Raw genomic sequence first — 23,250 nt, 5'->3', positions numbered from 1 at the left:
CTTTCGGGTTGAACAGCCTTTTTTGTTGAGATACAGAACGACGAGGGGCTGAACATGACGGATAAGGCTGGGTACCTGGTGACCGAAAAGCTGGTGAAGCGATTCGATGAGGCGCTGGCGGTGGACGACGTGTCGCTGTCGATTGGCAAGGGCGAGATCTTTGCCCTGCTGGGCAGTTCAGGCTGCGGCAAGTCCACGCTGCTGCGCATGCTGGCAGGCTTCGAGAAGCCCACTTCGGGTCGCATCCTGCTCGGTGGCCAGGACGTGGCGGGCATGGCGCCCTACGATCGGCCGGTCAACATGATGTTCCAGTCGTACGCCTTGTTTCCCCACCTCAACATATGGGAAAACGTGGCCTTCGGTCTGAAGCGTGAGAACTTGCCTTCGTCCGAGGTGAAGCAGCGCACCGACGAGATGCTGGCGCTGGTGCAGCTCGCGCCCTACGCCCAGCGCAAGCCACACCAGCTATCAGGCGGACAGCAGCAGCGTGTGGCCCTGGCTCGCAGCCTGGCCAAGAAACCCAAGTTGCTCTTGCTTGACGAGCCGCTCGGCGCACTGGACAAGAAGCTGCGTGAGCAGACGCAGTTCGAGTTGGTCAACATCATCGAGTCGGTGGGTGTGACGGTGGTCATGGTCACACACGATCAGGAAGAGGCCATGACCATGGCCAGCCGGATTGCCATCATGAGCAAGGGCCGGGTTTTGCAGGTGGGCACGCCCGAAGAGATTTATGAACATCCGCGCAACAAGTTTGTGGCCGATTTCATCGGAAACGTGAACCTGTTCCCCGGCAAGCTGAGCGTGGACGAAGCCGACCGCTGTGCGGTGGCCACGGGCATTGGCGAGATTCAGGTGGGCCATGGTGTGAGCGGCACCCTCAACATGCCCGTGTCGATTGCGGTCCGTCCCGAGAAGATCGAGATCCGCAAGACCCGCCCCGACAACGTTGACCACAACCTGTTCCAGGGGCGTGTGAAGGAAATCGGCTACCTCGGCTCGTACAACACCTACATCCTGACCGCGAGCGATGGCTCCAAGGTTCGTATCACCGAGGCCAACAGCACGCGCCACGATTTGTCGGACATCACTTGGGAAGACGAGGTTTATTTCTGGTGGGATAACGAAGCGGGGGTAGTCTTGCGCGATTGACCTACCCCCTCGCGCCGCTTTGCGTCACCCCCCAGGGGGTGATGCAGTTGGTCCGGCGGAGCCGCCTCTACCGCATCCTTGGTTTCGCGTTTTTTCTCGCCTCCAGCCGTTCAGGAGAATCTCAATGGCTTCATTCACGCTTCCCATACCTGGCAAACGCTTTGTGATCGGCGTTCCCTATGTCTGGCTGTTCGTTTTCTTCCTGCTGCCTTTCCTGATCCTGCTCTACATCAGTTTTGTGGACATGGGAGGTGACATCAGCCCGTTCAAGCCGATCTGGGACCCCGACACGGGCATCCTCTCGCTCAGGTACGAAAACTATCTCTCGATCTTCCGCGTCGAGGAGGGTGCGCCGCTGTTCAAGACGTTGTACGTGGAGGCGTATGTGCGCTCCATCTGGTATGCGCTGCTCACCGCCATCATCTGCCTGCTGGTCGGTTACCCGTTTGCCTATTTCATCGCGCGCTCGCCCGCCAGCGTGCGGCCGGCGCTGCTGCTGATGGTGATGCTGCCGTTCTGGACCTCGTTCCTGCTGCGCGTCTACGCCTGGAAGGGGTTGTTGGCCGACCAGGGGGTGATCAACCGCTTCATGATGGCCGTGGGCCTCACGGGCGAGCCGATCCAGATGCTCTACACCAACATCTCCATGCTGGTGGGCATGACCTATGTCTATCTGCCATTCATGATCCTGCCGCTCTACGCCAACCTGGTGAAGATGGACTTCCGACTGCTAGAGGCCGCGTATGACCTCGGCACCACGCCGTTCAAGGCGTTCTGGCTGGTGACGGTGCCGCTGTCCAAGGCGGGCATCGTGGCGGGTTTCATGCTGGTGTTCATTCCCTGCGTGGGCGAGTTCGTGATCCCGTCGCTGTTGGGTGGGCCTGACAACCTGATGATTGGCCGCGTGGTGTGGGACGAGATGTTCACCGCCAACGACTGGCCCAAAGCGACCGCGTTGGCGGTGGTGATGATCGCGCTCATCATCGTGCCGCTGGCGATTTATTACCACTACACCGGGGATCCCGCCGAAAAGAAGTGATCCACCCCCGCCGCGCTTCGCGCGACCCCCCTCAAGGGGGCGACGCTGGCGGCCTGACAAAGCCAGTCCCGCGGCGTCCTGAGAAGACTTCCCGCCTGTCGATGCGTGATTGAATCAAGGAACCGAAATGAAACAGCTGCTTGAAAAACACTTTGGCAAGTTCTGGTTGGCGATCGTGTTTGCTTTTCTGTACCTGCCGCTGCTGTTCATGATCGTGTTCAGCTTCAACAGCACGCGGCAGGACGCGCGCTTCACCGGGTTTTCCTTGCGCTGGTACGAGGCCCTGGCCAACGACAGCCGCATCGTCGAAGGATTTTTCACCTCATTGAAGGTGGCGGCTATCACTGGCACGCTATCGGCGGTGCTGGCCACGTTTGCGGCCTTTGTGCTGGTGCGCTACCGCCGGTTTCTCGGCCGCACCATCTTCTCGGGCATGGTGAACGCCCCGCTGGTGATGCCCGAGGTGATCATCGGCCTGTCGCTGCTGCTTCTGGCCGTGGGCGTGCAAAACGCCTTTGGCTGGCCCGAGCGCGGCCTGCTCACCATCATCGTGGGCCACACCCTGCTGGGCATGGCCTACGGCATGGTGGTGATCCAGAGCCGGCTGCTGGAGATGAACCGAAGCATTGAGGAAGCGGCGATGGACCTGGGCGCGCGGCCGCACCAGGTGTTTTTTCTGATCACCCTGCCCAACATCTTCCAAGCCATCCTGGCGGCCTTTTTGCTGGCGTTCACGCTGTCGTTTGACGATGTGGTGATCGCCGAATTCCTCTCCGGCCCGGGTGTGAGCACCTTGCCGCAGGTGATCTTCGGCTACGCGCGCCGCGGCATCAACCCGACCATTTACGCCGCAGCCACGCTGCTGATCGTGACGGTCACCATCGTCATCATTGCCTACGCGGTCTGGGTGGCGCGTTCGACCCGCAGGCGCGAGCGCGAGATCCAGGCCGCCACGCGGGCCGAGACGGCAGCGCTGGCCGGGACCTGAGCGACTGAGCGCCCAACACAGGGGCAGATTCAGCCCACTGGATGGCTGGCGGCGGCCCAAAGTGGACGGGTCCTTCAACAAGGTTTCGGCGTAGCATGGTGCCAATTCACATTTGAGGAAACCCGTGTCCATGAACGCTCCCGCCACCGCCACTCAGACCTACGACGGTCGTGCCCTGATCAACGGCGAACGCATCGCCGCGCTCGATGGTCAGACTTTTGACAGCATCTCGCCGGTAGATGGTCGCTTGCTGACCGCCGTGGCCCGCTGCGGCGAGGCCGACATCGATGCTGCGGTGCGCGCCGCGCGCGCGGCTTTCGAGAGTCGTCGCTGGAGTGGCATGGCGCCGGCACAGCGCAAACGCATCATGATCAAGTTCGCCGACGCGGTGCTGGCCCACAGCGACGAGCTGGCGCTGATGGAAACCCTGGACATGGGCAAGCCGGTGAAGTACGCCAAGGGGGTGGACGTGAACGCGGCGGCCAATTGCATCCGCTGGTATGGCGAGGCGGTGGACAAGGTGTACGACGAGATCGCGCCCACCGGACCGAACGCCCTGGCCCTGATCACCCGCGAAGCCGTGGGCGTGGTGGGTGTGATCGTGCCGTGGAACTACCCCATGATCATGGCCGCTTGGAAGATCGCGCCGGCCCTGGCCGCCGGCAATTCGGTGGTGCTGAAACCCAGCGAAAAAAGCCCGCTGACCGCCTTGCGGCTGGCCGACCTGGCGTTGGCCGCCGGCATCCCGCCGGGCGTGTTCAACGTGGTGCCGGGTTATGGGCCGGAAGCCGGCAGTCCGCTGGCCCTGCACATGGACGTGGACTGCATCGCCTTCACCGGCTCCACCCGCGTTGGCAAGCAGATCCATGTGATGGCCGGCCAGAGCAACCTGAAACGTGCCTGGACCGAGCTCGGTGGCAAGTCGCCCAATATCGTCTTTGCCGATTGCCCTGATCTGGACCGCGCGGTGGAGGCCGCTGTGGGCAGCATTTTCTTCAATCAGGGCGAGAGCTGCAATGCCCCGTCGCGCCTGTTTGTCGAAGCCTCAATCAAGGACGCCTTTCTGGAGAAGGCGCTCAAGCTGGTGCCCAACTTCCAGCCGGGCAACCCGCTGGAGAAGAGCACAGTCATGGGCGCCATCGTCGATCAGGTGCAGCTCGACAACGTGATGCGCTACATCGGGCTGGGCAACAGCGAGGGCGCCAAGTTGTTGGCCGGCGGCTCGCTCGCCACACCGGTGCAAGGCGGTTGTTATGTGCAGCCCACCATCTTCGATGGCGTCACGCCTGAGATGACCATTGCGCGCGAGGAGATCTTTGGCCCCGTGCTGTCGGTGCTGAGCTTCACTGATGCGGCTGATGTGGTGAAACAGGCGAATGCCAGTGTCTACGGCTTGCAGGCGGCGGTGTGGACGCGCGACATCAACAAGGCGCACGGCGTGGCGCGAGCGCTGCGCGCGGGGACCGTGCACGTGAATTCGTACGACGAAGACGACATTACGGTGCCGTTCGGCGGCTTCAAGCAAAGCGGCGTGGGCCGCGACAAATCGATGCACGCCTTTGATAAGTACACCGAGATGAAGACCACTTGGATCAAGATTGATAGCCCCGTGTAACGGGGCTCCCCCCGCGCCGCTTCGCGTCACCCCCTAGGGGGGCGTCACTGGCGGCCGGGCCAAGCCCGATCCGCGCTGCCCTCGGTGAAGGCACTTTGCGCCGAATTATTTTTTTTGGAGATTGTGATGAACGCACCGCAAAAACCTCAGCACCTGAACACCCCTCACACCAACGCTGCCTGGCATCAGCGCCGGCTTGACGCGACGCCGCGGGGCGTGGGCGTGATGGGTGATTTTTTCATCGAACGCGCCAAGAATGCCGAGTTCTGGGATATCGAGGGGCGCCGTTTCATCGACTTTGCCGGCGGCATCGCGGTGCTCAACACTGGGCATGTGCATCCCAAGGTGCAGGCGGCGATTGCGGCGCAACTGCAGCGCTTCACCCACAGCTGTTACCAGGTGGTGCCCTACACCGAGTACGTGGCACTAGCCGAACGCATCAATGCCATCCTGCCCATCGACGGGCCGGTGAAGACCGCATTTTTCTCCACTGGCGCCGAAGCGATCGAGAACGCAATGAAGATCGCCCGCTCGGCAACCGGGCGCAGCGGCGTGATCGCCTTCGGCGGCGCCTTCCACGGCCGCAGCATGTTCGCTGTGGCCATGACCGGCAAGGTGCAACCCTACAAGGCGGGCTTTGGACCGTTTCCGCCCGAGATTTACCACGTGCCGTTTCCATGCCACTGCGCGTCGCTGGACGACACCAAACGCGCGATGGAGCAGTTGTTCAAGTGCGACATTGAGCCCAACCGTGTGGCGGCCATCGTGTTTGAACCAGTGCAGGGCGAGGGCGGCTTCAACCCGATCCAGCCGGCTGCCGTGAAGTGGCTGCGTGAGCTGTGTGACCAGCATGGCATCATGCTCATCGCTGACGAAGTGCAGACAGGGTTTGCGCGCACCGGCAAGATGTTTGCTATGGAGCATTACGGCGTGAGCCCGGATCTGATGACCCTGGCCAAAAGCATGGCCGGCGGCACCACGCTGTCGGCGGTTTGCGGCAAGGCGGCGGTGATGGACGCTCCTTCACCCGGTGGTCTGGGGGGCACTTACGCCGGCAATCCGCTGGCGATCGCCGCGGCGCACGCGGTGCTCGACGTGATGGCTGAAGAGAAGCTGCCCGAGCGCGCGCAGAAGCTGGGCGACGAGCTGATCGCTCGCCTGAACGCCGTGCAGGCCAGGTCCAAGCGCATCAGCGATGTGCGGGGTCTGGGTGCCATGGTGGCTTGTGAATTTGTGGACGCGACCACGGGCGCACCCGATGCCGACACCACCAAGAAGGTGCAGGCGGCAGCGCTCAAGCGCGGTCTGCTGCTGCTGACCTGCGGGGTGTATGGCAACGTGATCCGCTTCCTGTTCCCACTCACCATCGAGGACGCGGTATTTGCCGAAGGCCTGGACGTGATCGACGCTTCTATGGCCGAGGTGCTGGCTTGAATCTGGACGAGCGCTCCCGCTGGTTGCACGACCAGGGGGTGCACTCGGTGTTGGCGACCTTCACCGACCTTATGGGCGCGCCCAAGGGCAAGTTGCTGCCATTGTCGGGCTTGGCCGATGCGGTGGCCATCGGCGCCGGTTTTGCCGGCCCCAGCATCTGGGGCACGGGCCTGCCGCGTTTGGGTCCTCGCAGTGATTACATGGGCCGCGTGTTGCCCGAGTCGCTGCGTCCCTTGCCGTTCATGTCTGGGGTGGCCCATGCAGTGTGCGATGGTTTTGCGGGCGGCGAGCCGCTGAATACCTGTTCGCGCCAGCTGCTCAAGCGCCAGACCGATCGCTTGCTGGAGCGCGGCTGGACGCTGTGGGTGGGCATCGAGCCCGAGTTTTTCCTGCTCAAGCGCGACGGAGATGGACGCTGGGTCGTGGCCGACGTCCAGGACCGGCTGCACAAACCTTCTTACGACCTGCAGGCCATCATTCGCAACGCTGGTTTTCTGGACGACATGCGTCGCCACCTCACGGCGCTGGGCTTCGAGCTGCAGCAGATCGATCATGAAGATGCTTGCGGTCAGTATGAAATCAACTACCGGCACGACCACGCTCTAGCGGCTGCCGACCGTTACCAGCTCTTCAAGCTCACGGCTCAGGCGGTGGCGCAGCAGCATGGACAAGTGTTTTCCACCATGCCCAAGCCGCTGGCCCATGCGCCTGGCAGCGGCCTGCACTTTCACCTCAGCCTGACCGACCCCCAGGGCCAGCCGCTGATGGCGGACACGCAGGGCGCGCTGGGGCTCAGCGCCCTGGGTCAGCAATTTGCTGCCGGTCTGCTGGTTCACGCCAGCGCCCTGAGTGCGCTGTGTGCGCCCACGGTCAACAGCTACAAGCGGCTGGCCAGCAGCGCCAGCGCTTCGGGCACCACCTGGTCACCAGTGTGGGCCGCCATGGGCGACAACAACCGCACCTGCCTGCTGCGCAGCGTGGCCGGGCGGCTGGAGTGGCGCCTGCCCGACGCGGCCTGCAACGTGTACGCCGCGCTCGCCGGTACCCTGGCAGCGGGGCTGGACGGCATCGATCGCCAGTTGCCTCCCTGCGAACCCTGCGAGCACGACTTGTACGAGCGGCAGGTGCGCGGCCAACCCATGCCGCCGCCCTTGCCGCGCGATCTGTGCGCAGCGCTGGACGCGCTGGCAGCCGACCAGACCCTGCGCGATGCGGTCGGTACCGCGTTCTGTGAGCAGTTTTTGCAGATTCATCGCGCCGAGTGGGACCGATACACCCAGCAGGTGAGCGGCTGGGAGCTGGAGCGCTACGCCGAGGGCTAAGTTCCACGCGCTGGTGCTGCCTCCGGGGGGTGTTTCGGCGGTCTGGCGGCCCGAGGGATGCTTCCCGGATAATCCGGAGCCTTGAGCCCGCCCAATCCGACCTCGCCTTCCAAGACCTGGACCAAAACCGCCGACCGGCCACTGCGCAGCCGCCGTCAGTCGTTGGGCATCTGGGTGTTTGCGCACGCGCTCGGTGTGCCCGTGCCCTGGCACGCGGTGCGCCAGACCGATGCACGCGGCCTGCTGGCGTTTGAGCACGAGCGGCTGCTGGCCCTGGCCGCTGCCGGCGAAGCGGTGCCGCCGGTGATCGCGTTTGATGGTCACTCGCTGGTGACGGGCGACATTGGCCCCACCCTGGCACACACGTTGGGCCAGCTGCCCGAATCAGAGCGGCTGGCCATCATGTGCGCCGCGAGTGCGGACCTCGCCGCCTTTCACGCCCGGGGCCACTGGCACGGCGGGGCGCAGACGCGCAACCTCACCTGGGACGGCAAGCGCTTCGCCCGCCTGGACTTTGAAGAACCGCTGCTGCCTGGCATGGACCTGCCGACGGTGCAGCTGTACGACGCGCTGCAGCTGCTGTTTTCGCTGTCGCACATGCTCGAACCTCGAGGCCCGGGCGCGGTGCTCCATGTGTTGCAGGCTTACGAAGATGCAGCCCGCGCGCGCCCCTACGAAGCGGGTCTGCGGCCCGACCTGCAGGCCTTCCTGGCCCACCTGCTGCCGCGACTGCGCTGGGTGTCGCGGGTGGCGGGCTGGTCGAGCCGGCTCAATCGATCGCGCGAACTGCGTCGTCTGCGCACCTTGCTCGATGGCATGGCAGCGTTTGTTGCGTCGGCCGACGCCGCTTGAATCAGATCTTGTAGCCCGGATCGAGCCGGTCGGCCTTGCGCAGTAGCGCCGGCCAGGCCAGCTGCGCGCCCTGGCCGGCGGTGGCGATCTTCATGACCTCGCCCATGCCCGCCAGGATGGCTGGGTTCACCGACACCAGCTCGCTGCCGCCCGCCATGGCGTCGACCTGGATGCGGCAGGTGTTCTCAAACGTGTACATCGAGAGAAACGCGTCGGCAATCGTCTTGCCCACGGTCAGCAGACCATGGTTCCGCAGCACCAGGAAATTGGCCTCGCCCAAGTCGGCCTGCAGGCGCGGCTTCTCATCAGGGCGGAAGGCCACGCCTTCGTAGTCGTGGTACGCCAGCGAAGCCAGCACGAAGGTGCTTTGCTGGCTGATCGGCAAGATGCCACCCTTTTGAGCGCTCACACCGACGCCGGCTCGCGTGTGGGTGTGCAGCACGCAGCCAGCTTCGGGGCGTGCCTCGTGCACGGCGCTGTGGATGACAAAGCCGGCCGGATTCACCGGAAATGGTGAGTCGAGCAGCTTGTTGCAGGCCATGTCGACCTTGACCAGGCTGCTGGCCGTGATCTCGTCGAACATCAGGCCGTAGGGGTTGATCAGGAACTGATGGTCCCCACCGGTCACGCTGTCGGGCAGCTTGGCGCTGATGTGGGTGAAGACCAGATCACTCCAGCCATAGGCCGCTACCAGTCGGTAGCAAGCGGCGAGGTCGCAGCGTAGCGCCCATTCTTCGGCGCTGACCAATTCTTTCAGGGAGGGAATGTGCATGGTGTGTCTCCGGGTGCACTGCGGCAAGGCGTCGCAGCCTGTGGAAACACTGTAGGCCCAAGAGGCCCGGAGCGCTTGTCCCTGTCAGGACAGACACATTCGATGTGCGGCGAGTGCATGCTGGCCAACGCCAGCACCGCCTTCACTTCTTCATCGAGCAGGTGTTGAAGCCCAGCATGGCGTACGGCGGGCACCACCCTATGAAGCCGGTCAGCAGCGGCACCACACCGATGTAGCCCCAGACGCCCACGGTGCCAGTGGCCGCAGCGGCGATGAGGGCCAGGCCCAAGGCGATGCGAATACCGCGGTCGATGCCGCCTACGTTTTTGGTCATGTCAGTGCTCCTGTCAGGATTTTGATGGGTCCCGGCGGCCGATGTGGACGCACCCGGGGCATGGCGCTATTGGAGCTCGGCAGCCTTGCTGAGTCTGTGACCTGTGTCACATAGCCGCCAACGCCTCGGAAGGGTGATGGCGCTCAGCGCGTGGGCAGGGTGGCGGCAGCGCGTAGGCCGGCGCTGTCGCGGATGGTGATGCACTCTCGCGAGAGTTCGATCAGGCCGTCGCGCTCGAAGCGGTGCAGCAGCCGCGTGACGATTTCACGAACCGTGCCTAGCTCGTCGGCCAACGCCTGGTGGGTCACGTGTAGCTGGGCCCCATGACCCAGCAAGGCACCGGCCAGGCGGCTGTCGAGCCGCTGAAAGGCCACGGCTTCAATCAGGGCCGTGAGGTCGGCCATGCGCGCGGCAAACAGGCCGAGCACAAAGTCTCTGAAGTCCGGCTGACTGAGCGCGGCCTGGAAGTCGCCCGGGCTGAGCAGGCAAAAACGGGTCGCGGCGGTGGTGGTGCCGCGCGCGGTCAGCGGCTGCTGGGCAAACAGGCTGGCAGAGGACACCAGGCACATCTCGCCTGGCAACACGCGGTAGAGCTCCAGCTCGCGTCCTTGGGCAGAGGCCCGCGAGACGCGCACCTCGCCCGACAACACCAGCGGAAAGCCCGCACAAGCTTGCTGTTCCCGAAACAAAGGCGTGCCCGGCGGTGCCTCGTGCACCGGCAGTTGCCCCAGCAAGCTTTGCAAAGCATGGAAAGCTGGGTAGAGCTCCAGCAGCTGGGCCGATTCGGTGGTGTTCATGGCGCGATTGTAGGAGCGGCCTCTTGCTGGCAGAGGGGGTTGCCAGAAGGCCCGAACATTCAAATTCATTGAATGCTGGCTTCAAGTTCGCAGGCGCGGCGTGGCGCTGCCGCTGTTTACAGTGAAGGCATGCAGGAAACGCATCCTCTCATCTACACACGGCTCGCCCGGCTGTTGCATGCCGTGCAGGGGTTGGCGCTGGCCGGGATGTTTGCGGTGGGTCTGTACATGGTGGATTTGCCGTTTTCACCTGATCGGTTGAAGCTCTACAACTGGCACAAGTGGGCTGGAGTGCTGGTGCTCAGCCTGGCGTTGCTTCGGCTCCTGTGGCGCCTCACACACCGCCCACCCCCGCTGCCAGCGTCGTTTGCACGCGCCATGCCGGCCTGGCAGCGTCTGGCGCACCACGCAACCCACGCCGCCCTCTACTTGCTGTTCTTTGCTGTGCCCTTGCTGGGCTGGGCCTACAGCTCGGCCACGGGCTTCTCCATCGTCCTGTTCGGCGTGCTGCCGTTGCCCGACTGGGTGCCCGTGAACGAATCGCTGGCCGACGCGCTCAAAGCCGCTCACCGGTATGCCGCCTATGCCCTGGCCGCGTTGGTGTCGTTGCATGTCGCCGCAGCGCTGAAGCACCATTTCATCGACCGCGACGGTCTGCTGTCGCGCATGGGCTGGAAGGCCTCGTCGACCGATCCTTCCGCTCGAACCCAGGAATCTTCATGAAACGTTTGCTGTTGCTCGCCAGCTTGGCCGTTCTTCTGCCACTTTCTGCTGTCGCTCAGCAGTTGGTGCCTGCGCAAAGCGAGATCCGCTTTGTCAGTCGACAGCTGGGTGTGCCGGTGGAGGGCCGCTTCAAGACCTTTGATGCACAGGTGGCGTTTGACCCGGCGCAACCCGCATCTGCCCGCATCGCGTTCACCATCGACACCGGCAGCGCCACGATTGGCGTGCGCGAGACCGATGCGGAGCTGCCCAAACCGGTCTGGTTCAACGTCGCCGCGTTTCCCAAGGCCACCTTTCAGTCCAGCAGCGTCAAACGCATCGACGCCAGCCGGTTCGAGGTGGCCGGCAAGCTGAGCATCAAGGGCGTGAGCAGCGACTTGGTGGTGCCGGTGACGCTGGAGCAGCGGGGCGCCCAGACCACCGCGACTGGCAGTTTCCCTATTAAGCGCCTCACTTTCCGCATCGGTGACCAGGAGTGGTCGGACACCTCAATGGTGGCCGATGAGGTGCAGGTGCGCTTTCGCCTCGCGCTCACCGGCGTGGCCAAGCTCTGAGTTTTTCGTTTCCCTTCATCTTGTTTCAACCTCCTGGAGAAATCACCATGTTCAAATCCCTCCCGCTGCTGACTGCCACCGCCTTGCTGTCCACCGCCGGCCTGGCCCAAGCGGCCGAGTACACCATCGACCCGACCCACACCTTTGTGACGTTCGAGGTGAGCCACTTCGCCACGTCGACCAACCGGGGTCGTTTCGACAAGAAAGAGGGTGCTGTGAGCTTCGACCGGGCGGCCAAGTCCGGCAAGGTCGACATCAGCTTTGAGGTGGCCTCGGTCAACACTGGCACGGCGGCGTTCGACAAGCACCTGCGAAGCGCAGATTTTTTCGACGCCGAACAGTTTCCCAAGGCGCGTTTTGTGTCGGACCGTTTTGTGTTTAACGGCGACCAGGTGAGCGAGGTGCAAGGCCAGTTCACCCTGCTCGGCAAGACGCTGCCGCTCACGCTCAAGGCCACCCGGTTCAACTGCTATCAGAGCCCGATGCTCAAGCGTGAGGTCTGCGGCGGCGATTTCGAAGGCGTGTTGGATCGCGCAGCACACGGCATGGGCTATGGCGTGCCGGGCATCCCGAAGGACGTCCGTCTGCTGGTGCAGGTGGAAGCCGTCAAGCAGTGAGGTTCGCTGGGCTGTCGCCTTCAACAGAGCCCGCAAAATGCGGGCTCTGTTCATGGACCAACTCGAAGCGGCTGTGTGGCGGCCTCTAGGAGCTTCAAAAATAAGAGCGCATGCGCCCGGTCTTCACCGCACATCTCCGCGCTTGGCATCAGTGAAGCGCACACTGCGGGCCGTTCGGGCAAGCCAAACAGGCGGCAGCGCAAACCCTCGTCTAGGTGTGGACAAGGCACGCCGGCCGGTTTGCCGTGGGGCAGGCCTGGCACGGCGCTGCTGATGGACGGCGCGATGCAGCAGGCCGCGCAACCCGTCCTGCACTGCATCAAGGTGCCTGAAACCGGCGAGCGGCCCAAAGCACCTGTTCCACCACGGCGCGGGCGTTGCTGCGGGCGGTGTCGGTGGCGAGCTGGCCGTTGGGGTCGAAGGCTTCGTGGGCTCGGGACAGGGCGAACTGGCGCGGCGCCACCCAGCACTGCAGGTTCATCAGCAGCGGGGTGAGGTGGCCCAGGCTGCGCAGGCCGCCCAGCGCACCCGGTGAGGCTGCCAGCAGACCGACCACCTTGCCGGCAAACGGCTTGCTGCCGCTGGCCCAGGTGGCGTCGCCCTTGATCGGGCTCGACACCCAGTCGATGGTGTTCTTCAGGAGCCCGGTGTAGCTGCCGTTGTACTCGGGCGAACACACCAGCCAGGCCGGGTGGTCGTGAAAGAGCTCTTTCAGTCGCACCACGTCGCGCGGCGTGCCGCGCGCTTCCAAGTCGGCGTTGTACATCGGCACGTCAAAGTCGGCCAGTTCGATGCGCGTGACCTGCGCGCCTTCGGCGGTGGCGATGTCTGCCACCGCGCCAGCGAGTTGGCGGTTCCAGGATTCGGCGCGGGTGCTGCCGGCGAAGACGAGGAGGGGGGTAGGTTGTTTCATGGGGTGATTGTGTGGCATGGCGCTGCTGCTTTATTGGGCAGGGGTCCGACAAAGATGGGACAATCCTGGCTGGCCTCTCTCGGGCCCGATGCGGGCGGGTGTTTCACGTGGAACACATCGATGGAAATTGTCAGGTACTCGCCCGAGGCTGGCGCCTGGAGACTTGTTCATGCTTTACCCCCAAACATTTGATGTGATCGTCGTCGGTGGCGGCCATGCCGGCACCGAGGCGGCGCTGGCTGCTGCGCGCATGGGCTGCGCCACCCTGCTGCTGACCCACAACATCGAGACCCTGGGGCAGATGAGCTGCAACCCCAGCATCGGTGGCATCGGCAAGGGCCACCTCGTGAAGGAGGTGGACGCGCTGGGCGGCGCCATGGGCCTGGCCACCGATGAAAGCGGCATCCAGTTCCGCATCCTCAACAGTTCCAAGGGGCCGGCGGTGCGCGCCACCCGGGCCCAGGCCGACCGCGTGCTGTACAAGGCGGCGATTCGCCGCACGCTGGAAAACCAGCCCAACCTCTGGCTGTTCCAGCAGGCGGTGGACGACCTGATGGTGGAGGGCGACCGCGTGGTGGGCGCCGTGACGCAGATCGGTATCCGTTTTCGCAGCCGCACCGTGGTGCTGACCGCTGGCACCTTCCTCGACGGCAAGATCCACGTGGGCCTGAGCAGCCACGCCGCCGGGCGCGCAGGCGACCCACCGGCGATCAGCCTCTCGGCTCGGCTCAAGGAGCTGAAGCTGCCGCAAGGTCGGCTGAAAACCGGTACGCCGCCGCGCCTGGATGGCCGCAGCATCGACTATTCGAAATGCACCGAACAGCCCGGGGATGGCGTGTCCGGCGGCATGAACCCCGACCAGCCGGTGCCGGTGTTCAGTTTCATGGGCCACTCCTCCATCCACCCGGCCCAGGTGCCGTGCTGGATCACCCACACCAACGAGCGAACGCACGAGATCATCCGCTCTGGTTTTGACCGCAGTCCCATGTTCACCGGCCAGATTGAGGGCGTGGGTCCACGCTACTGCCCGAGCGTGGAAGACAAGGTGAACCGCTTTGCGGACAAGAACAGCCACCAGATTTTCCTGGAACCTGAGGGCCTGACCACGCACGAGGTATACCCCAACGGCATTTCCACCAGCCTGCCGTTTGACATCCAGTACGCCCTGGTGCGCAGCATGCCCGGGCTGGAAAACGCCCACATCCTGCGCCCGGGCTACGCCATTGAGTACGACTACTTCGACCCGCGCTCGCTCAAGAACAGCTTTGAGACCAAGCAGATCCAGAGCCTGTTCTTCGCCGGCCAGATCAACGGCACCACCGGCTACGAAGAAGCCGCGGCCCAAGGCCTGTTTGCCGGTCTGAATGCCGCCCTGCAGGTGCGCGGCGAAGCGCCCTGGCTGCCGCGGCGCGACGAGGCTTACCTCGGCGTGCTGGTCGATGACCTGGTGACGCAGGGCGTGACCGAGCCCTACCGCATGTTTACCAGCCGGGCCGAGTTTCGCCTGCAGCTGCGCGAAGACAACGCCGACCTGCGCCTGACCGAAGCCGGCCGGCGCATGGGACTGGTAGACGATGCGCGCTGGGACGCGTTTGCCCGCAAGCGCGACGCGGTGGCGGCGGAGACCGAGCGACTGAAGGCCACCTGGGTGAATCCCCGCAATCTGCCCGCCGATGAAAGCGAACGTGTGCTGGGCAAGGCCATCGAGCACGAACACAACCTGTTTGACCTGCTGCGGCGACCCGGTGTGGGCTACGCGGACCTGATGAGCCTGAATGGCGGGCAGCACGCAGGGCAGGGTGTTTCACGTGAAACCCTGGGTGACCTGCATGCGGCGGTGGTGGAGCAGGTTGAAATTGCGGCCAAGTACTCGGGCTACATCGACCGCCAGAAATCCGAGGTCGAGCGGGCCGTGCACTACGAAGGCATGAGGCTGCCAGCCGATCTGGACTACCTGCAGGTGGCGGCGCTCTCATTCGAGGCGCGGCAAAAGCTGGCCAAACACCGGCCCGAGACTTTGGGACAAGCAGCCCGCATCTCAGGCATCACCCCGGCCAGCATCTCGCTGCTGCTGATCCATCTGAAGAAGGGTGGCTTCAAGGGCTTTGCCACTTTGCCTGTTGCTGCACCCAGCGACCGCGAAGCCATCGCATGAGCCGTGAGGAGCTGACCGACGGGCTCGCGCGCCTGGGACTGGCGCTGGACGAGGCGCAGGTCGACCGGCTGCTGACGTATCTGGCGCTGCTGCAAAAATGGAACCGGGTCTACAACCTGACGGCGGTGCGAGACCCGGCCGAAATGATGACCCACCACCTGCTCGACAGCCTGGCCGTCATCGGCCCGCTGCAGCGACACACCGCTGGGCGTCCCATGCGGCTGCTGGATGTCGGCTCGGGAGGCGGGCTGCCCGGCGTGGTGATCGCCATCGCCTGCCCGGGCTTGGCGGTGACCTGTGTGGACACCGTCGGCAAAAAGGCCGCCTTCATCCAGCAGGCGGCAGCCACGCTGCAGCTCGCCAACTTGCGCGGCGTGCACGCCCGGGTGGAGGCGCTGAGGGCGGAGGGGGGCGGGGGCTTTGATGTGATCTGCTCGCGGGCCTTTGCCTCGCTGGTCGATTTCACGACCTGGTCGCGGGAAGCCCTCAATCCCGGCGGTGTGTGGATGGCCATGAAGGGCAAGGACCCAGCCGACGAAATCGCGGCCTTGTCCGAAGATGTGACGGTGTTTCACGTGGAACCTCTGAGCGTGCCGGGGCTGGATGCCGAGCGCTGCATCGTCTGGTTGAAGCCACTGCCGCGCTGAATCCGGCGGACTTGCGGGGCGGCTCACGTAAACTCTCCAGCTTACCTGGAGGGAAATCCCATGTTCGGCATTGCAGATTACGGCGCGTTCGTGGCCGCCGTCGTGCTGTTTCTGGCCATTCCTGGCCCGGGCAATCTGGCACTCATCACCTCCACCAGCAAGGGTGGCGTGCGAGGTGGGCTGGCCGCTACGCTGGGCGTGATCGCGGGTGATCAGGTGCTGATGTGGCTCGCGGTGGCGGGCGTGGCCACGCTGCTGGTGACCTACCCGGCGGCCTTCAGCGCGGTGCAATGGCTGGGCGCGGCCTACCTGGCCTGGCTGGGCTGGAGGTTGCTGACCGCCAAGCCGGGCGATGCGCCCGTGCTCCACATCCGCCCACGGCAGTATTTTCAGCAGGCGCTGACCATCACCTTGCTCAACCCCAAGGCGATCGTGTTCTACATGGCGTTTTTCCCGCTTTTCGTCGATCCGGCCAGGCACCAGGGCCTCATAACCTTCGGCGCCATGGCGGCCACGGTGGCGGCGTTGACGTTTCTCTACGGCCTCACTGCGGTGCTGCTGACCCACTTTCTGGCCGAGCGCGTGCGCGCCAACCCCCGCATCACCCAGACGCTGAACAAGCTTGCTGGCGTTTTCCTCATCGGCTTTGGCATCAAGCTGGCCATCTCCAAATAAAGACGGGCGTAACTCCTGATGGCCAAAATATTCTGCGTCGCCAACCAGAAGGGTGGGGTCGGCAAAACCACCACCACCGTCAACCTCGCTGCCGGCCTGGCCAAGATCGGTCAGCGCGTGCTCATGGTCGACCTTGATCCGCAGGGTAATGCCACCATGGGTTCAAACGTGGACAAACGCGCCATGGCCCTTTCGGTGTACGACGTGCTTCTGGAGTCGGCCAGCGTGGCCGAGGCAGCGATCTGCCCGGACAAATGTGGTTATCAGGTGCTAGGCGCCAACCGTGAGCTGGCCGGTGCTGAGATCGAGCTGGTGGATGTCGAGCGGCGCGAAAAGCGGCTCAAGTCTGCGCTGGCCGAAGTGGATGCCGACTACGACTTCATCCTGATCGACTGCCCGCCCTCGCTCTCCATGTTGACGCTCAACGGCCTGTGCTCGGCCCATGGGGTGATCGTACCGATGCAGTGCGAGTATTTCGCGCTTGAAGGATTGACGGATCTGGTCAATACCATCAAGCAGGTGCACGCCAACCTGAACAAAGATCTGCAGATCATCGGTCTGCTGCGCGTCATGTTCGACCCTCGCATCACCTTGCAGCAGCAGGTGAGCGACCAGCTCAAGAGCCATTTTGGCGACAAGGTGTTCGACACCGTGATTCCGCGCAATGTCCGGTTGGCCGAAGCCCCCAGCTACGGCTTGCCCGGGGTGGTGTTCGACCCGGCGGCCAAGGGCAGTCAGGCCTATCTGGCATTTGCCAGCGAAATGGTGGCGCGCATTGCACAGCCGTGACGGCAGGTCTTGGTTCCACGTGAAACCTCAGAACGTCCTGATCCTGCCCGGCTGGCAAAACAGCGGCCCCGACCATTGGCAAAGCCGTTGGGAGACGCAACACGGCTACTGCCGCGTTGACCAGCACGACTGGATGACGCCCAAACGCGGCGACTGGATGGCACGGCTGGAAGAGGTGGTGCTGTGCTGCGACGGACCTGTGGTGCTGGTGGCGCACAGCCTGGGTTGCATCCTCAGCGCCGCCTGGGCGGCACACTCCCGGAACAGCCACCGGGTACAAGCTGCGTTGCTGGTAGCGCCGGGCGACGCCGATGACGACGCCTTGCGCGAGGTGTTGCCGAGCTGGTCGCCGGTACCCACGCAAGCGCTGCCGTTCCCGAGCGTGCTGGTCGCCAGCCGCAATGACCCCTACTGTCGCTATGAGCGAGCGCGGCACTTGGCCGCTGCCTGGGGCTCGCGCGTCGAAGACCTGGGTTATCGGGGGCACATCAACGCCGAAGCCCAGCTGGGCGACTGGCCGCAAGGCCTGACCTGGCTGAATGAACTGATCACCACGAAAGCATGAGCATGGTCACCAAAAAACCCAAAGGCCTTGGCCGCGGACTCGAAGCCCTACTGGGCCCCAAAGTGGCGGAAGCCGCTTCTCCCGACGCGCAGGAGGCCGGGCGGGCGGCGCAGTCACCGGCCAGCCTGCCGCTGACCGAACTGGTGGCTGGTCAGTATCAGCCCCGTACCCACATGGACGAGGGTGCGCTCTACGAACTGGCCGAGTCGATCAAGTTGCAGGGGGTGATGCAGCCCATCCTGGTGCGGCGGCTGAGCCAGGGCGAGCACGCTGGCAAATACGAAATCATCGCGGGTGAGCGGCGCTTCCGGGCCTCAAGGCTGGCCGGGCTGGACAGCGTGCCGGTGCTGGTACGCGACGTGCCCGACGAGGCTGCCGCTGCCATGGCGTTGATCGAGAACATGCAGCGCGAAGACCTGAACCCGCTGGAAGAAGCCCAAGGTTTACAGCGGCTAGTGAAGGAGTTTGGACTCACTCACGAACAGGCGGCACAGGCGGTGGGGCGCTCGCGCAGCGCGGCCAGCAACCTGCTGCGCCTGCTGCAACTTGCCGAGCCGGTGCAGACCATGCTGATGGCTGGCGACCTGGATATGGGCCATGCGCGCGCCTTGCTCACGCTGGACAAGGCGACCCAGATCACGGCTGGCAACCAGATCGCGGGCAAAAAAATGTCGGTCCGGGAAGCCGAGAGCCTGGTGAAAAAGCTGAGCGCCGAGTTCGCGCTCGCGCCACAAAAGCTCAAGAAAGAAAAGTCGCGCGACGTGCGCCGGGTGGAAGAAGAGCTGGCCGACCTGCTCACCGCCGATGTCGAGGTGCGGGTGAAAAAGCGCGTCAAGCGCCACGGCCGATTTGAGGAGCTCGGTGAGATCGCGATCCAGTTCGGCTCGCTCGATGAACTCAATGGCCTGATCGACCGGCTGCGCGGCCACGGCAACGCGCGCTGAGCGCTCGCCATTCGACCTGCTGCTGGTGATGCCGAGTCTGCCCTGGCCCTTGCCCGCCCTGCTGGTCTGGGCTGCGGCATGGGGGGTTTACACACTCGCCGTTGCAATGGGGCTGGGGCCTGTGGCGGCCCTGCTGCTGGCCTGCGCGCTGGGCGTGGCCGGTAGCCTGCTGGCGCCCAACTCGTGGCGCCGGCTGATCGTGGCAGGGGGCTTTCCCTTGTCGCTGGCGGCCAGTGGCGCGCTCACCCTCGCACCGGCTTATTGGCTGCTGCCGCTGGCCCTGTTGCTCCTGATTTACCCGCTCAACGCTTGGCGCGACGCGCCGCTGTTCCCCACGCCACGCGATGGTTTGCAGGGCCTGGGCGAGCGAGCGCCGCTGCCGCCGGGAGCGTGTGTGCTGGAGGCCGGTTGCGGTGTGGGCGATGGCCTGATCGCCTTGCGCCAGGCGTACCCAGAGGCCGAACTGCACGGGCTGGAATGGAGCTGGCCGCTGCGCTGGCTGTGTGCGCTGCGCTGCCCCTGGGCGCGGGTGCGGCGCGGTGACATCTGGCGCGCCGACTGGTCTGGCTACCAGATGGTCTACCTATTTCAGCGACCGGAAAGCATGGGCAAGGCGGTGGACAAAGCCCGCGCCGAACTGGCACCTGGCGCCTGGCTGGTGAGCCTGGAGTTTCCTGCGCTCAACCTGGAGCCCGATGCGGTGCTGGAACGCGAACGAACGCGCACGGTCTGGGCCTACCGTGCGCCATTCTCATTGGTGGCATCGCCCGATCGGGAACCCAAGACTGCTCGCTGAAGCGCCGTTGCTGCCACGCTGGCGTCAGCGCTGACCGATCTTGGCAGCGTCGCCAAACAGGCCGTTCAAACCCCTGGGTTGCGAGCGCCAATATTGCGGCGGCACATCCACCTGCGCACCCAGTTCTGCGGCAGCGTGCCAGGGCCAACGCGGATCGAACAGCATGCCGCGCGCCAGCGCCACCAGGTCGGCCTGGCCTTCTTCCAAGATGGCTTCGGCCTGCTGCGCTTCCGTGATCAGCCCCACGGCCATGGTGGGCAGGCCGGTTTTTTCGCGCATAGCGGTGGCCAGCGGCACCTGGTAGTTGGGTGCCAGCGGGATCTGCTGCAACGGCGAAACACCGCCGCTGGTGAGGTGCACAAACGCGCAGCCGCGCTCTCGCAGGGCCAGACCAAAGGCCACGCTTTGTTCAATGTCCCAGCCGCCTTCGACCCAGTCGGTCCCGGAAATTCGCACGCCCACAGGCAGTTCAGCGGGCACTGCGGCGCGGATGGCATCAAACACCTCCAGCGGAAAGCGCATGCGGTTCTCCAGCGAGCCACCGTAAGCGTCGTCACGCTGGTTCGCCAGTGGCGACAGGAACTGGTGAAGCAGATAACCGTGCGCGGCGTGCAACTCGATCAATGCAATGCCGAGCCGGTGCGCCCGAATGGCAGCGTCCACAAACGCCTGGCGGATTCGTTTCAGGCCGGCCAGGTCCAGCGCCGCAGGCGCTGGCTCGTGCGGTGCGTGGGGCATGGCAGAGGGTGCGCAGGGCACCCAGCCTCCCTCGTTCACAGGAATCAGTTGGCCGCCGCGCCAGGGCACGTGGCTGGAGCCCTTGCGCCCGGCGTGTGCGAGTTGGATGCCGATGGGCATGTCGGAGTAGCGGCGCACCGCCTGCAGCACGCGGCCTAAGGCGGCCTCGTTCTGATCGCTCCAGAGGCCCAGATCGCCGGGGGAAATGCGCCCCTCGGGCTCCACCGCGGTGGCCTCCAGAATCAGCAGCGCAGCACCTGACAAAGCCAGGTGGCCCAGGTGGATCAGGTGCCAGTCGGTGGCGTCGCCGTTGTCGGCCGAGTACTGGCACATAGGCGCGATGACGATGCGGTTCTTGAGCGTCACCGTACCCAGGGCATAGGGAGAAAACAGAAGCGTCATGGCGTGTACTTCACGTTGTTCAGATGGCGGTTCGAGAAGCCTTGGCGTGAACCTCACTGGCACTGGCAGTAGGTCAGCTGATGTGACGAGCTCAGAGGGTGAAGATCTTGCCTGGATTCAGGATGTTGTCTGGGTCCAATGCGCGCTTGATGGTTCGCATCATGTCCACCGCTCCTGTGCCCGCCTCGGTCAGCAGGAAGTCCATCTTGTGCAGACCCACGCCGTGTTCCCCGGTGCAGGTCCCTTCCAGCGCCAGCGCGCGCGTGACTAGCTGGTGGTTCAGGGCTTCGGCGATGCGGCGCTCTTCGGTGTTGTCCGGATCGATCAGGTAACCGAAGTGGAAGTTGCCATCGCCCACGTGGCCGACCAGGAAGTAGGGCAGGCCGGAAGCGTCGGCCTCCGCTACCGAGTCGAGCAGGCAGTCGGCCAGCTTGCTGATGGGCACACAGGTGTCGGTGGAAATCGCGCGGCAGCCGGGTTTGCTCTGGATGGCGGCGAAGTAGGCGTTGTGCCGCGCGGTCCACAGGCGGGTGCGTTCCTCAGGCGTGGTCGCCCATTCGAACGACTGGCCATCGAACTCTGTCGCGATCTCCTGCACGGTCTCAGCCTGTTCCTTCACGCTTGCCGGCGAGCCGTGAAACTCCATCAGCAGCATGTGCTCTTCGCGCAGACCGAGCTTGCTGTGGGCATTGACCATGCGCACCGTGCCAGCGTCAATCAGCTCGCAGCGCGCGATGGGCACGCCGAGCTGGATAGTCTGGATCACGCAGCGCACCGCAGCTTCGATGGTGGGGAAGGAGCAGGTGGCGGCCGAGATGGCTTCGGGCAATGGGTAGAGCTTGAGCGTGACTTCGGTGATGACACCGAGCGTGCCTTCGCTGCCCACCATCAGGCGGGTGAGGTCGTAGCCCGCGCTGCTCTTTTTGGCGCGGGTGCCGGTGCGGATGATCTCTCCGCTGGCGGTGACCACTTCAAGCGCCAGTACGTTCTCGCGCATGGTGCCGTAGCGAACCGCGTTGGTTCCACTGGCGCGGGTGGCAGCCATGCCGCCGATGGACGCATCGGCGCCGGGGTCGATGGGGAAAAAGAGGCCTTCGCTCTTCACGGCGGCATTGACCGCCATGCGGGTCACGCCGGGCTGCACGGTGACGGTGAGGTCTTCAGCCTGCACCGCCAGCACTTGGTTCATGCGGCTCACGTCGATGCTGATACCGCCTTGCACCGCGAGCAGGTGGCCTTCGAGCGAAGAGCCGACGCCAAAAGGAATCACCGGCACGCGGTGCGCGGCGGCAAGCTTCACGGCATCGGCCACGTCTTGCGTGTTCTGCGCAAACACTACGGCGGACGGCGGTGGCACGGTGAATGCCGACTCGTCGCGACCGTGCTGGTCGCGCACCGCCTGGGCGGTGGAGCACTGGGCACCGAATCGCGATTGCAGTCCTGCGATCAGCTCGGCGGGCACGGCGCGTTGCCGGATGTCGGGGGCAAATTGGGCGATCGGGGTGGGGGCATTCACGGGCGGTCTCCAAGCGAAATCTCAGGTAGCAGATCAGTGTACCGCCCACCCCGAAAAAACCGGCGTCGCGCGGGCCCTGGCCGACCCGTGCCTGGCTAGGGCTTACTTGGTCTTCATGGTGGCCATGAACTCGGCCTCCGAGATCGCGCCATCACCGTTGGCGTCGATGGTCTTGAACTGCTCGGAGACCGCTGGCATGTTCAGCGCCTTGTCGCTGTTCTTGTCGGCCTGTTTGCACATGGCGGCCACTTCCTGTTCGCTGCCGGCAGCGGCTGCAGTGCTTTCCGCGAAGGCGGCTCCCGCGAAGCCCAGGGTGCAGGCGGTGAACAACGCCACGCTGCGCTCTTCAAAATCGACGATGTGTCGGCGGTAGGACATGTGTGTGACTCCAATCGGTTGAAAAATCCCCACCCGGAACTGGGAAGCTCTGCGCATTTCATAGCAGCAAGTCAAGCCTGGCCAATGGTTTTGCCGCCTTTTGCGTGAATGACAGCCAGCTTTCGCAGGTCACAAAAGCGAGCGACTTGTTACGCAGCGTGAATCGCGCACAATGAATGTTTACTTCGAAGATTCATCAGCGAGCCACCCATGGGCAACCGACTCACACAGATCGCCACCCGCACCGGCGACGCCGGCACCACCGGCCTGGGGGACAACTCCCGCGTCTCCAAGAACAGCCTGCGCGTGCACGCCATGGGCGACGTGGACGAGCTCAACTCGAACATCGGCGTGCTGCTGTGCGAAGAGCTGCCACCGGCCGTGCGCGGCTTGCTGGTGGAGATCCAGCACCAGCTCTTCAACCTCGGCGGCGAGCTCTCCATCCCCGGCTTCGAGCTGCTCAAGCCCGAGGCGGTGCTCGCGCTGGACCACGCGCTGGACGAACACAACGCCACTCTGCCCAAGCTGCAGGAGTT

26 protein-coding genes are annotated in these 23,250 nt (G+C 64.5%); 18 read left to right on the top strand and 8 right to left on the bottom strand.

All coding sequences use genetic code 11. The features are described 5' to 3' along the window. Nucleotides 1-54: 54 nt before the first annotated feature. The 7 genes from GPT34_RS15555 (at nt 55) to GPT34_RS15525 (ending at nt 8,399) form a co-directional block, all read left to right on the top strand. On the top strand, nt 55-1,149 hold the full coding sequence (locus tag GPT34_RS15555; protein ID WP_291014358.1) for an ABC transporter ATP-binding protein: 1,095 nt from the start codon (nt 55-57) through the stop codon (nt 1,147-1,149). Between the two features lie 124 nt (nt 1,150-1,273). Next, complete coding sequence (locus GPT34_RS15550) at nt 1,274-2,188, top strand: ABC transporter permease subunit (RefSeq protein WP_291014355.1); 915 nt, start codon at nt 1,274-1,276, stop codon at nt 2,186-2,188. A 127-nt stretch (nt 2,189-2,315) separates the two neighbouring features. Further along, complete coding sequence (locus tag GPT34_RS15545; RefSeq protein ID WP_291014353.1) at nt 2,316-3,176, top strand: ABC transporter permease subunit; 861 nt, start codon at nt 2,316-2,318, stop codon at nt 3,174-3,176. A 130-nt stretch (nt 3,177-3,306) separates the two neighbouring features. After that, nucleotides 3,307-4,791, top strand: coding sequence for an aldehyde dehydrogenase (locus GPT34_RS15540; RefSeq protein ID WP_291014351.1), 1,485 nt, complete (start codon nt 3,307-3,309; stop codon nt 4,789-4,791). A 126-nt stretch (nt 4,792-4,917) separates the two neighbouring features. After that, nucleotides 4,918-6,225: a 4-aminobutyrate--2-oxoglutarate transaminase gene (gene gabT / locus GPT34_RS15535; protein WP_291014348.1), complete on the top strand. Its 1,308-nt coding sequence runs from the start codon at nt 4,918-4,920 to the stop codon at nt 6,223-6,225. Continuing rightward, nucleotides 6,222-7,547: a type III glutamate--ammonia ligase gene (locus GPT34_RS15530; protein WP_291014346.1), complete on the top strand. Its 1,326-nt coding sequence runs from the start codon at nt 6,222-6,224 to the stop codon at nt 7,545-7,547. Before gabT ends, GPT34_RS15530 begins: the two co-directional genes overlap by 4 nt. 81 nt (nt 7,548-7,628) lie before the next feature. Beyond that, nucleotides 7,629-8,399 (top strand): hypothetical protein, encoded by a 771-nt coding sequence (locus tag GPT34_RS15525; protein ID WP_291014343.1) that lies wholly within the window; start codon nt 7,629-7,631, stop codon nt 8,397-8,399. A 1-nt stretch (nt 8,400) separates the two neighbouring features. On the opposite strand, the gene GPT34_RS15520 is transcribed toward GPT34_RS15525, so the two are convergent. The 3 genes from GPT34_RS15520 to GPT34_RS15510 form a co-directional block, all read right to left on the bottom strand. Further along, on the bottom strand, nt 8,401-9,171 hold the full coding sequence (locus tag GPT34_RS15520) for a class II aldolase/adducin family protein (RefSeq protein ID WP_291014341.1): 771 nt from the start codon (nt 9,169-9,171) through the stop codon (nt 8,401-8,403). Nucleotides 9,172-9,313: 142 nt separating this feature from the next. Continuing rightward, nucleotides 9,314-9,505 (bottom strand): DUF2892 domain-containing protein, encoded by a 192-nt coding sequence (locus GPT34_RS15515; protein WP_291014339.1) that lies wholly within the window; start codon nt 9,503-9,505, stop codon nt 9,314-9,316. Between the two features lie 143 nt (nt 9,506-9,648). Beyond that, nucleotides 9,649-10,302, bottom strand: a complete 654-nt coding sequence (locus GPT34_RS15510; RefSeq protein ID WP_291014337.1) for a Crp/Fnr family transcriptional regulator — start codon at nt 10,300-10,302, stop codon at nt 9,649-9,651. 129 nt (nt 10,303-10,431) lie between these two features. Between GPT34_RS15510 and GPT34_RS15505 the strand changes: the two genes are divergently transcribed. Genes GPT34_RS15505 through GPT34_RS15495 form a run of 3 tightly spaced genes read left to right on the top strand, consistent with a single transcriptional unit; the run spans nt 10,432 to nt 12,196 of the window. Further along, nucleotides 10,432-11,025 carry a cytochrome b gene (locus GPT34_RS15505; RefSeq protein WP_291014388.1) on the top strand — a complete coding sequence of 198 codons (594 nt, stop codon included), beginning with the start codon at nt 10,432-10,434 and terminating at the stop codon, nt 11,023-11,025. Continuing rightward, complete coding sequence (locus tag GPT34_RS15500; protein ID WP_291014335.1) at nt 11,022-11,579, top strand: YceI family protein; 558 nt, start codon at nt 11,022-11,024, stop codon at nt 11,577-11,579. The genes GPT34_RS15505 and GPT34_RS15500 overlap by 4 nt, the downstream gene beginning before the upstream one ends. Before the next feature lie 47 nt (nt 11,580-11,626). Further along, the gene (locus GPT34_RS15495; protein WP_291014333.1) at nt 11,627-12,196 is read left to right on the top strand and encodes a YceI family protein; all 570 of its coding nucleotides are present in this window, start codon (nt 11,627-11,629) and stop codon (nt 12,194-12,196) included. A 50-nt stretch (nt 12,197-12,246) separates the two neighbouring features. Here GPT34_RS15495 and GPT34_RS15490 read toward each other — a convergent pair whose 3' ends face one another. Both GPT34_RS15490 and GPT34_RS15485 read right to left on the bottom strand, forming a co-directional pair. After that, the gene (locus GPT34_RS15490) at nt 12,247-12,516 is read right to left on the bottom strand and encodes a YkgJ family cysteine cluster protein (protein WP_291014331.1); all 270 of its coding nucleotides are present in this window, start codon (nt 12,514-12,516) and stop codon (nt 12,247-12,249) included. Next, nucleotides 12,516-13,109, bottom strand: a complete 594-nt coding sequence (locus GPT34_RS15485) for an NAD(P)H-dependent oxidoreductase (protein WP_291014328.1) — start codon at nt 13,107-13,109, stop codon at nt 12,516-12,518. The genes GPT34_RS15490 and GPT34_RS15485 overlap by 1 nt, the downstream gene beginning before the upstream one ends. Nucleotides 13,110-13,278: 169 nt before the next feature. Here GPT34_RS15485 and mnmG point away from each other — a divergent pair, with 169 nt between their 5' ends. The 7 genes from mnmG to GPT34_RS15450 are packed head-to-tail and all read left to right on the top strand — an operon-like array spanning nt 13,279 to nt 19,680. Continuing rightward, entirely contained in the window at nt 13,279-15,264 is a 1,986-nt protein-coding gene (gene mnmG, locus GPT34_RS15480) for a tRNA uridine-5-carboxymethylaminomethyl(34) synthesis enzyme MnmG (RefSeq protein WP_291014325.1), read from the top strand. Next, nucleotides 15,261-15,911, top strand: a complete 651-nt coding sequence (gene rsmG / locus GPT34_RS15475; protein ID WP_291014323.1) for a 16S rRNA (guanine(527)-N(7))-methyltransferase RsmG — start codon at nt 15,261-15,263, stop codon at nt 15,909-15,911. The genes mnmG and rsmG overlap by 4 nt, the downstream gene beginning before the upstream one ends. A 60-nt stretch (nt 15,912-15,971) precedes the next feature. After that, nucleotides 15,972-16,586, top strand: a complete 615-nt coding sequence (locus tag GPT34_RS15470) for a LysE family transporter (protein WP_291014321.1) — start codon at nt 15,972-15,974, stop codon at nt 16,584-16,586. Between the two features lie 18 nt (nt 16,587-16,604). Beyond that, complete coding sequence (locus GPT34_RS15465; protein ID WP_291014318.1) at nt 16,605-17,375, top strand: AAA family ATPase; 771 nt, start codon at nt 16,605-16,607, stop codon at nt 17,373-17,375. Between the two features lie 19 nt (nt 17,376-17,394). Continuing rightward, nucleotides 17,395-17,940, top strand: a complete 546-nt coding sequence (locus tag GPT34_RS15460) for an alpha/beta hydrolase (protein ID WP_291014316.1) — start codon at nt 17,395-17,397, stop codon at nt 17,938-17,940. Between the two features lie 2 nt (nt 17,941-17,942). After that, nucleotides 17,943-18,884 carry a ParB/RepB/Spo0J family partition protein gene (locus GPT34_RS15455; protein ID WP_291014385.1) on the top strand — a complete coding sequence of 314 codons (942 nt, stop codon included), beginning with the start codon at nt 17,943-17,945 and terminating at the stop codon, nt 18,882-18,884. A gap of 28 nt (nt 18,885-18,912) precedes the next feature. Next, the gene (locus tag GPT34_RS15450; protein ID WP_291014313.1) at nt 18,913-19,680 is read left to right on the top strand and encodes a class I SAM-dependent methyltransferase; all 768 of its coding nucleotides are present in this window, start codon (nt 18,913-18,915) and stop codon (nt 19,678-19,680) included. 24 nt (nt 19,681-19,704) lie between these two features. Here GPT34_RS15450 and GPT34_RS15445 read toward each other — a convergent pair whose 3' ends face one another. The 3 genes from GPT34_RS15445 to GPT34_RS15435 all read right to left on the bottom strand — a co-directional run bounded on the left by GPT34_RS15445 (nt 19,705) and on the right by GPT34_RS15435 (nt 22,714). Continuing rightward, nucleotides 19,705-20,820 (bottom strand): NADH:flavin oxidoreductase/NADH oxidase, encoded by a 1,116-nt coding sequence (locus tag GPT34_RS15445; RefSeq protein ID WP_291014311.1) that lies wholly within the window; start codon nt 20,818-20,820, stop codon nt 19,705-19,707. Nucleotides 20,821-20,911: 91 nt separating this feature from the next. Further along, complete coding sequence (locus tag GPT34_RS15440; RefSeq protein WP_291014309.1) at nt 20,912-22,336, bottom strand: FAD-linked oxidase C-terminal domain-containing protein; 1,425 nt, start codon at nt 22,334-22,336, stop codon at nt 20,912-20,914. 102 nt (nt 22,337-22,438) lie between these two features. Beyond that, nucleotides 22,439-22,714, bottom strand: coding sequence for an EF-hand domain-containing protein (locus GPT34_RS15435; RefSeq protein ID WP_291014305.1), 276 nt, complete (start codon nt 22,712-22,714; stop codon nt 22,439-22,441). 210 nt (nt 22,715-22,924) lie between these two features. Between GPT34_RS15435 and GPT34_RS15430 the strand changes: the two genes are divergently transcribed. Beyond that, nucleotides 22,925-23,250: ATP:cob(I)alamin adenosyltransferase (locus GPT34_RS15430; protein ID WP_291014302.1), on the top strand; the 326-nt coding region annotated here is incomplete at its 3' end.

Source organism: Hydrogenophaga sp. (assembly GCF_011390835.1).
Taxonomy (GTDB): Bacteria; Pseudomonadota; Gammaproteobacteria; order Burkholderiales; family Burkholderiaceae_C; genus Hydrogenophaga.
Note: the sequence above shows the minus strand (reverse complement) of the source record. Positions and strands in the feature narration are given on the sequence as shown.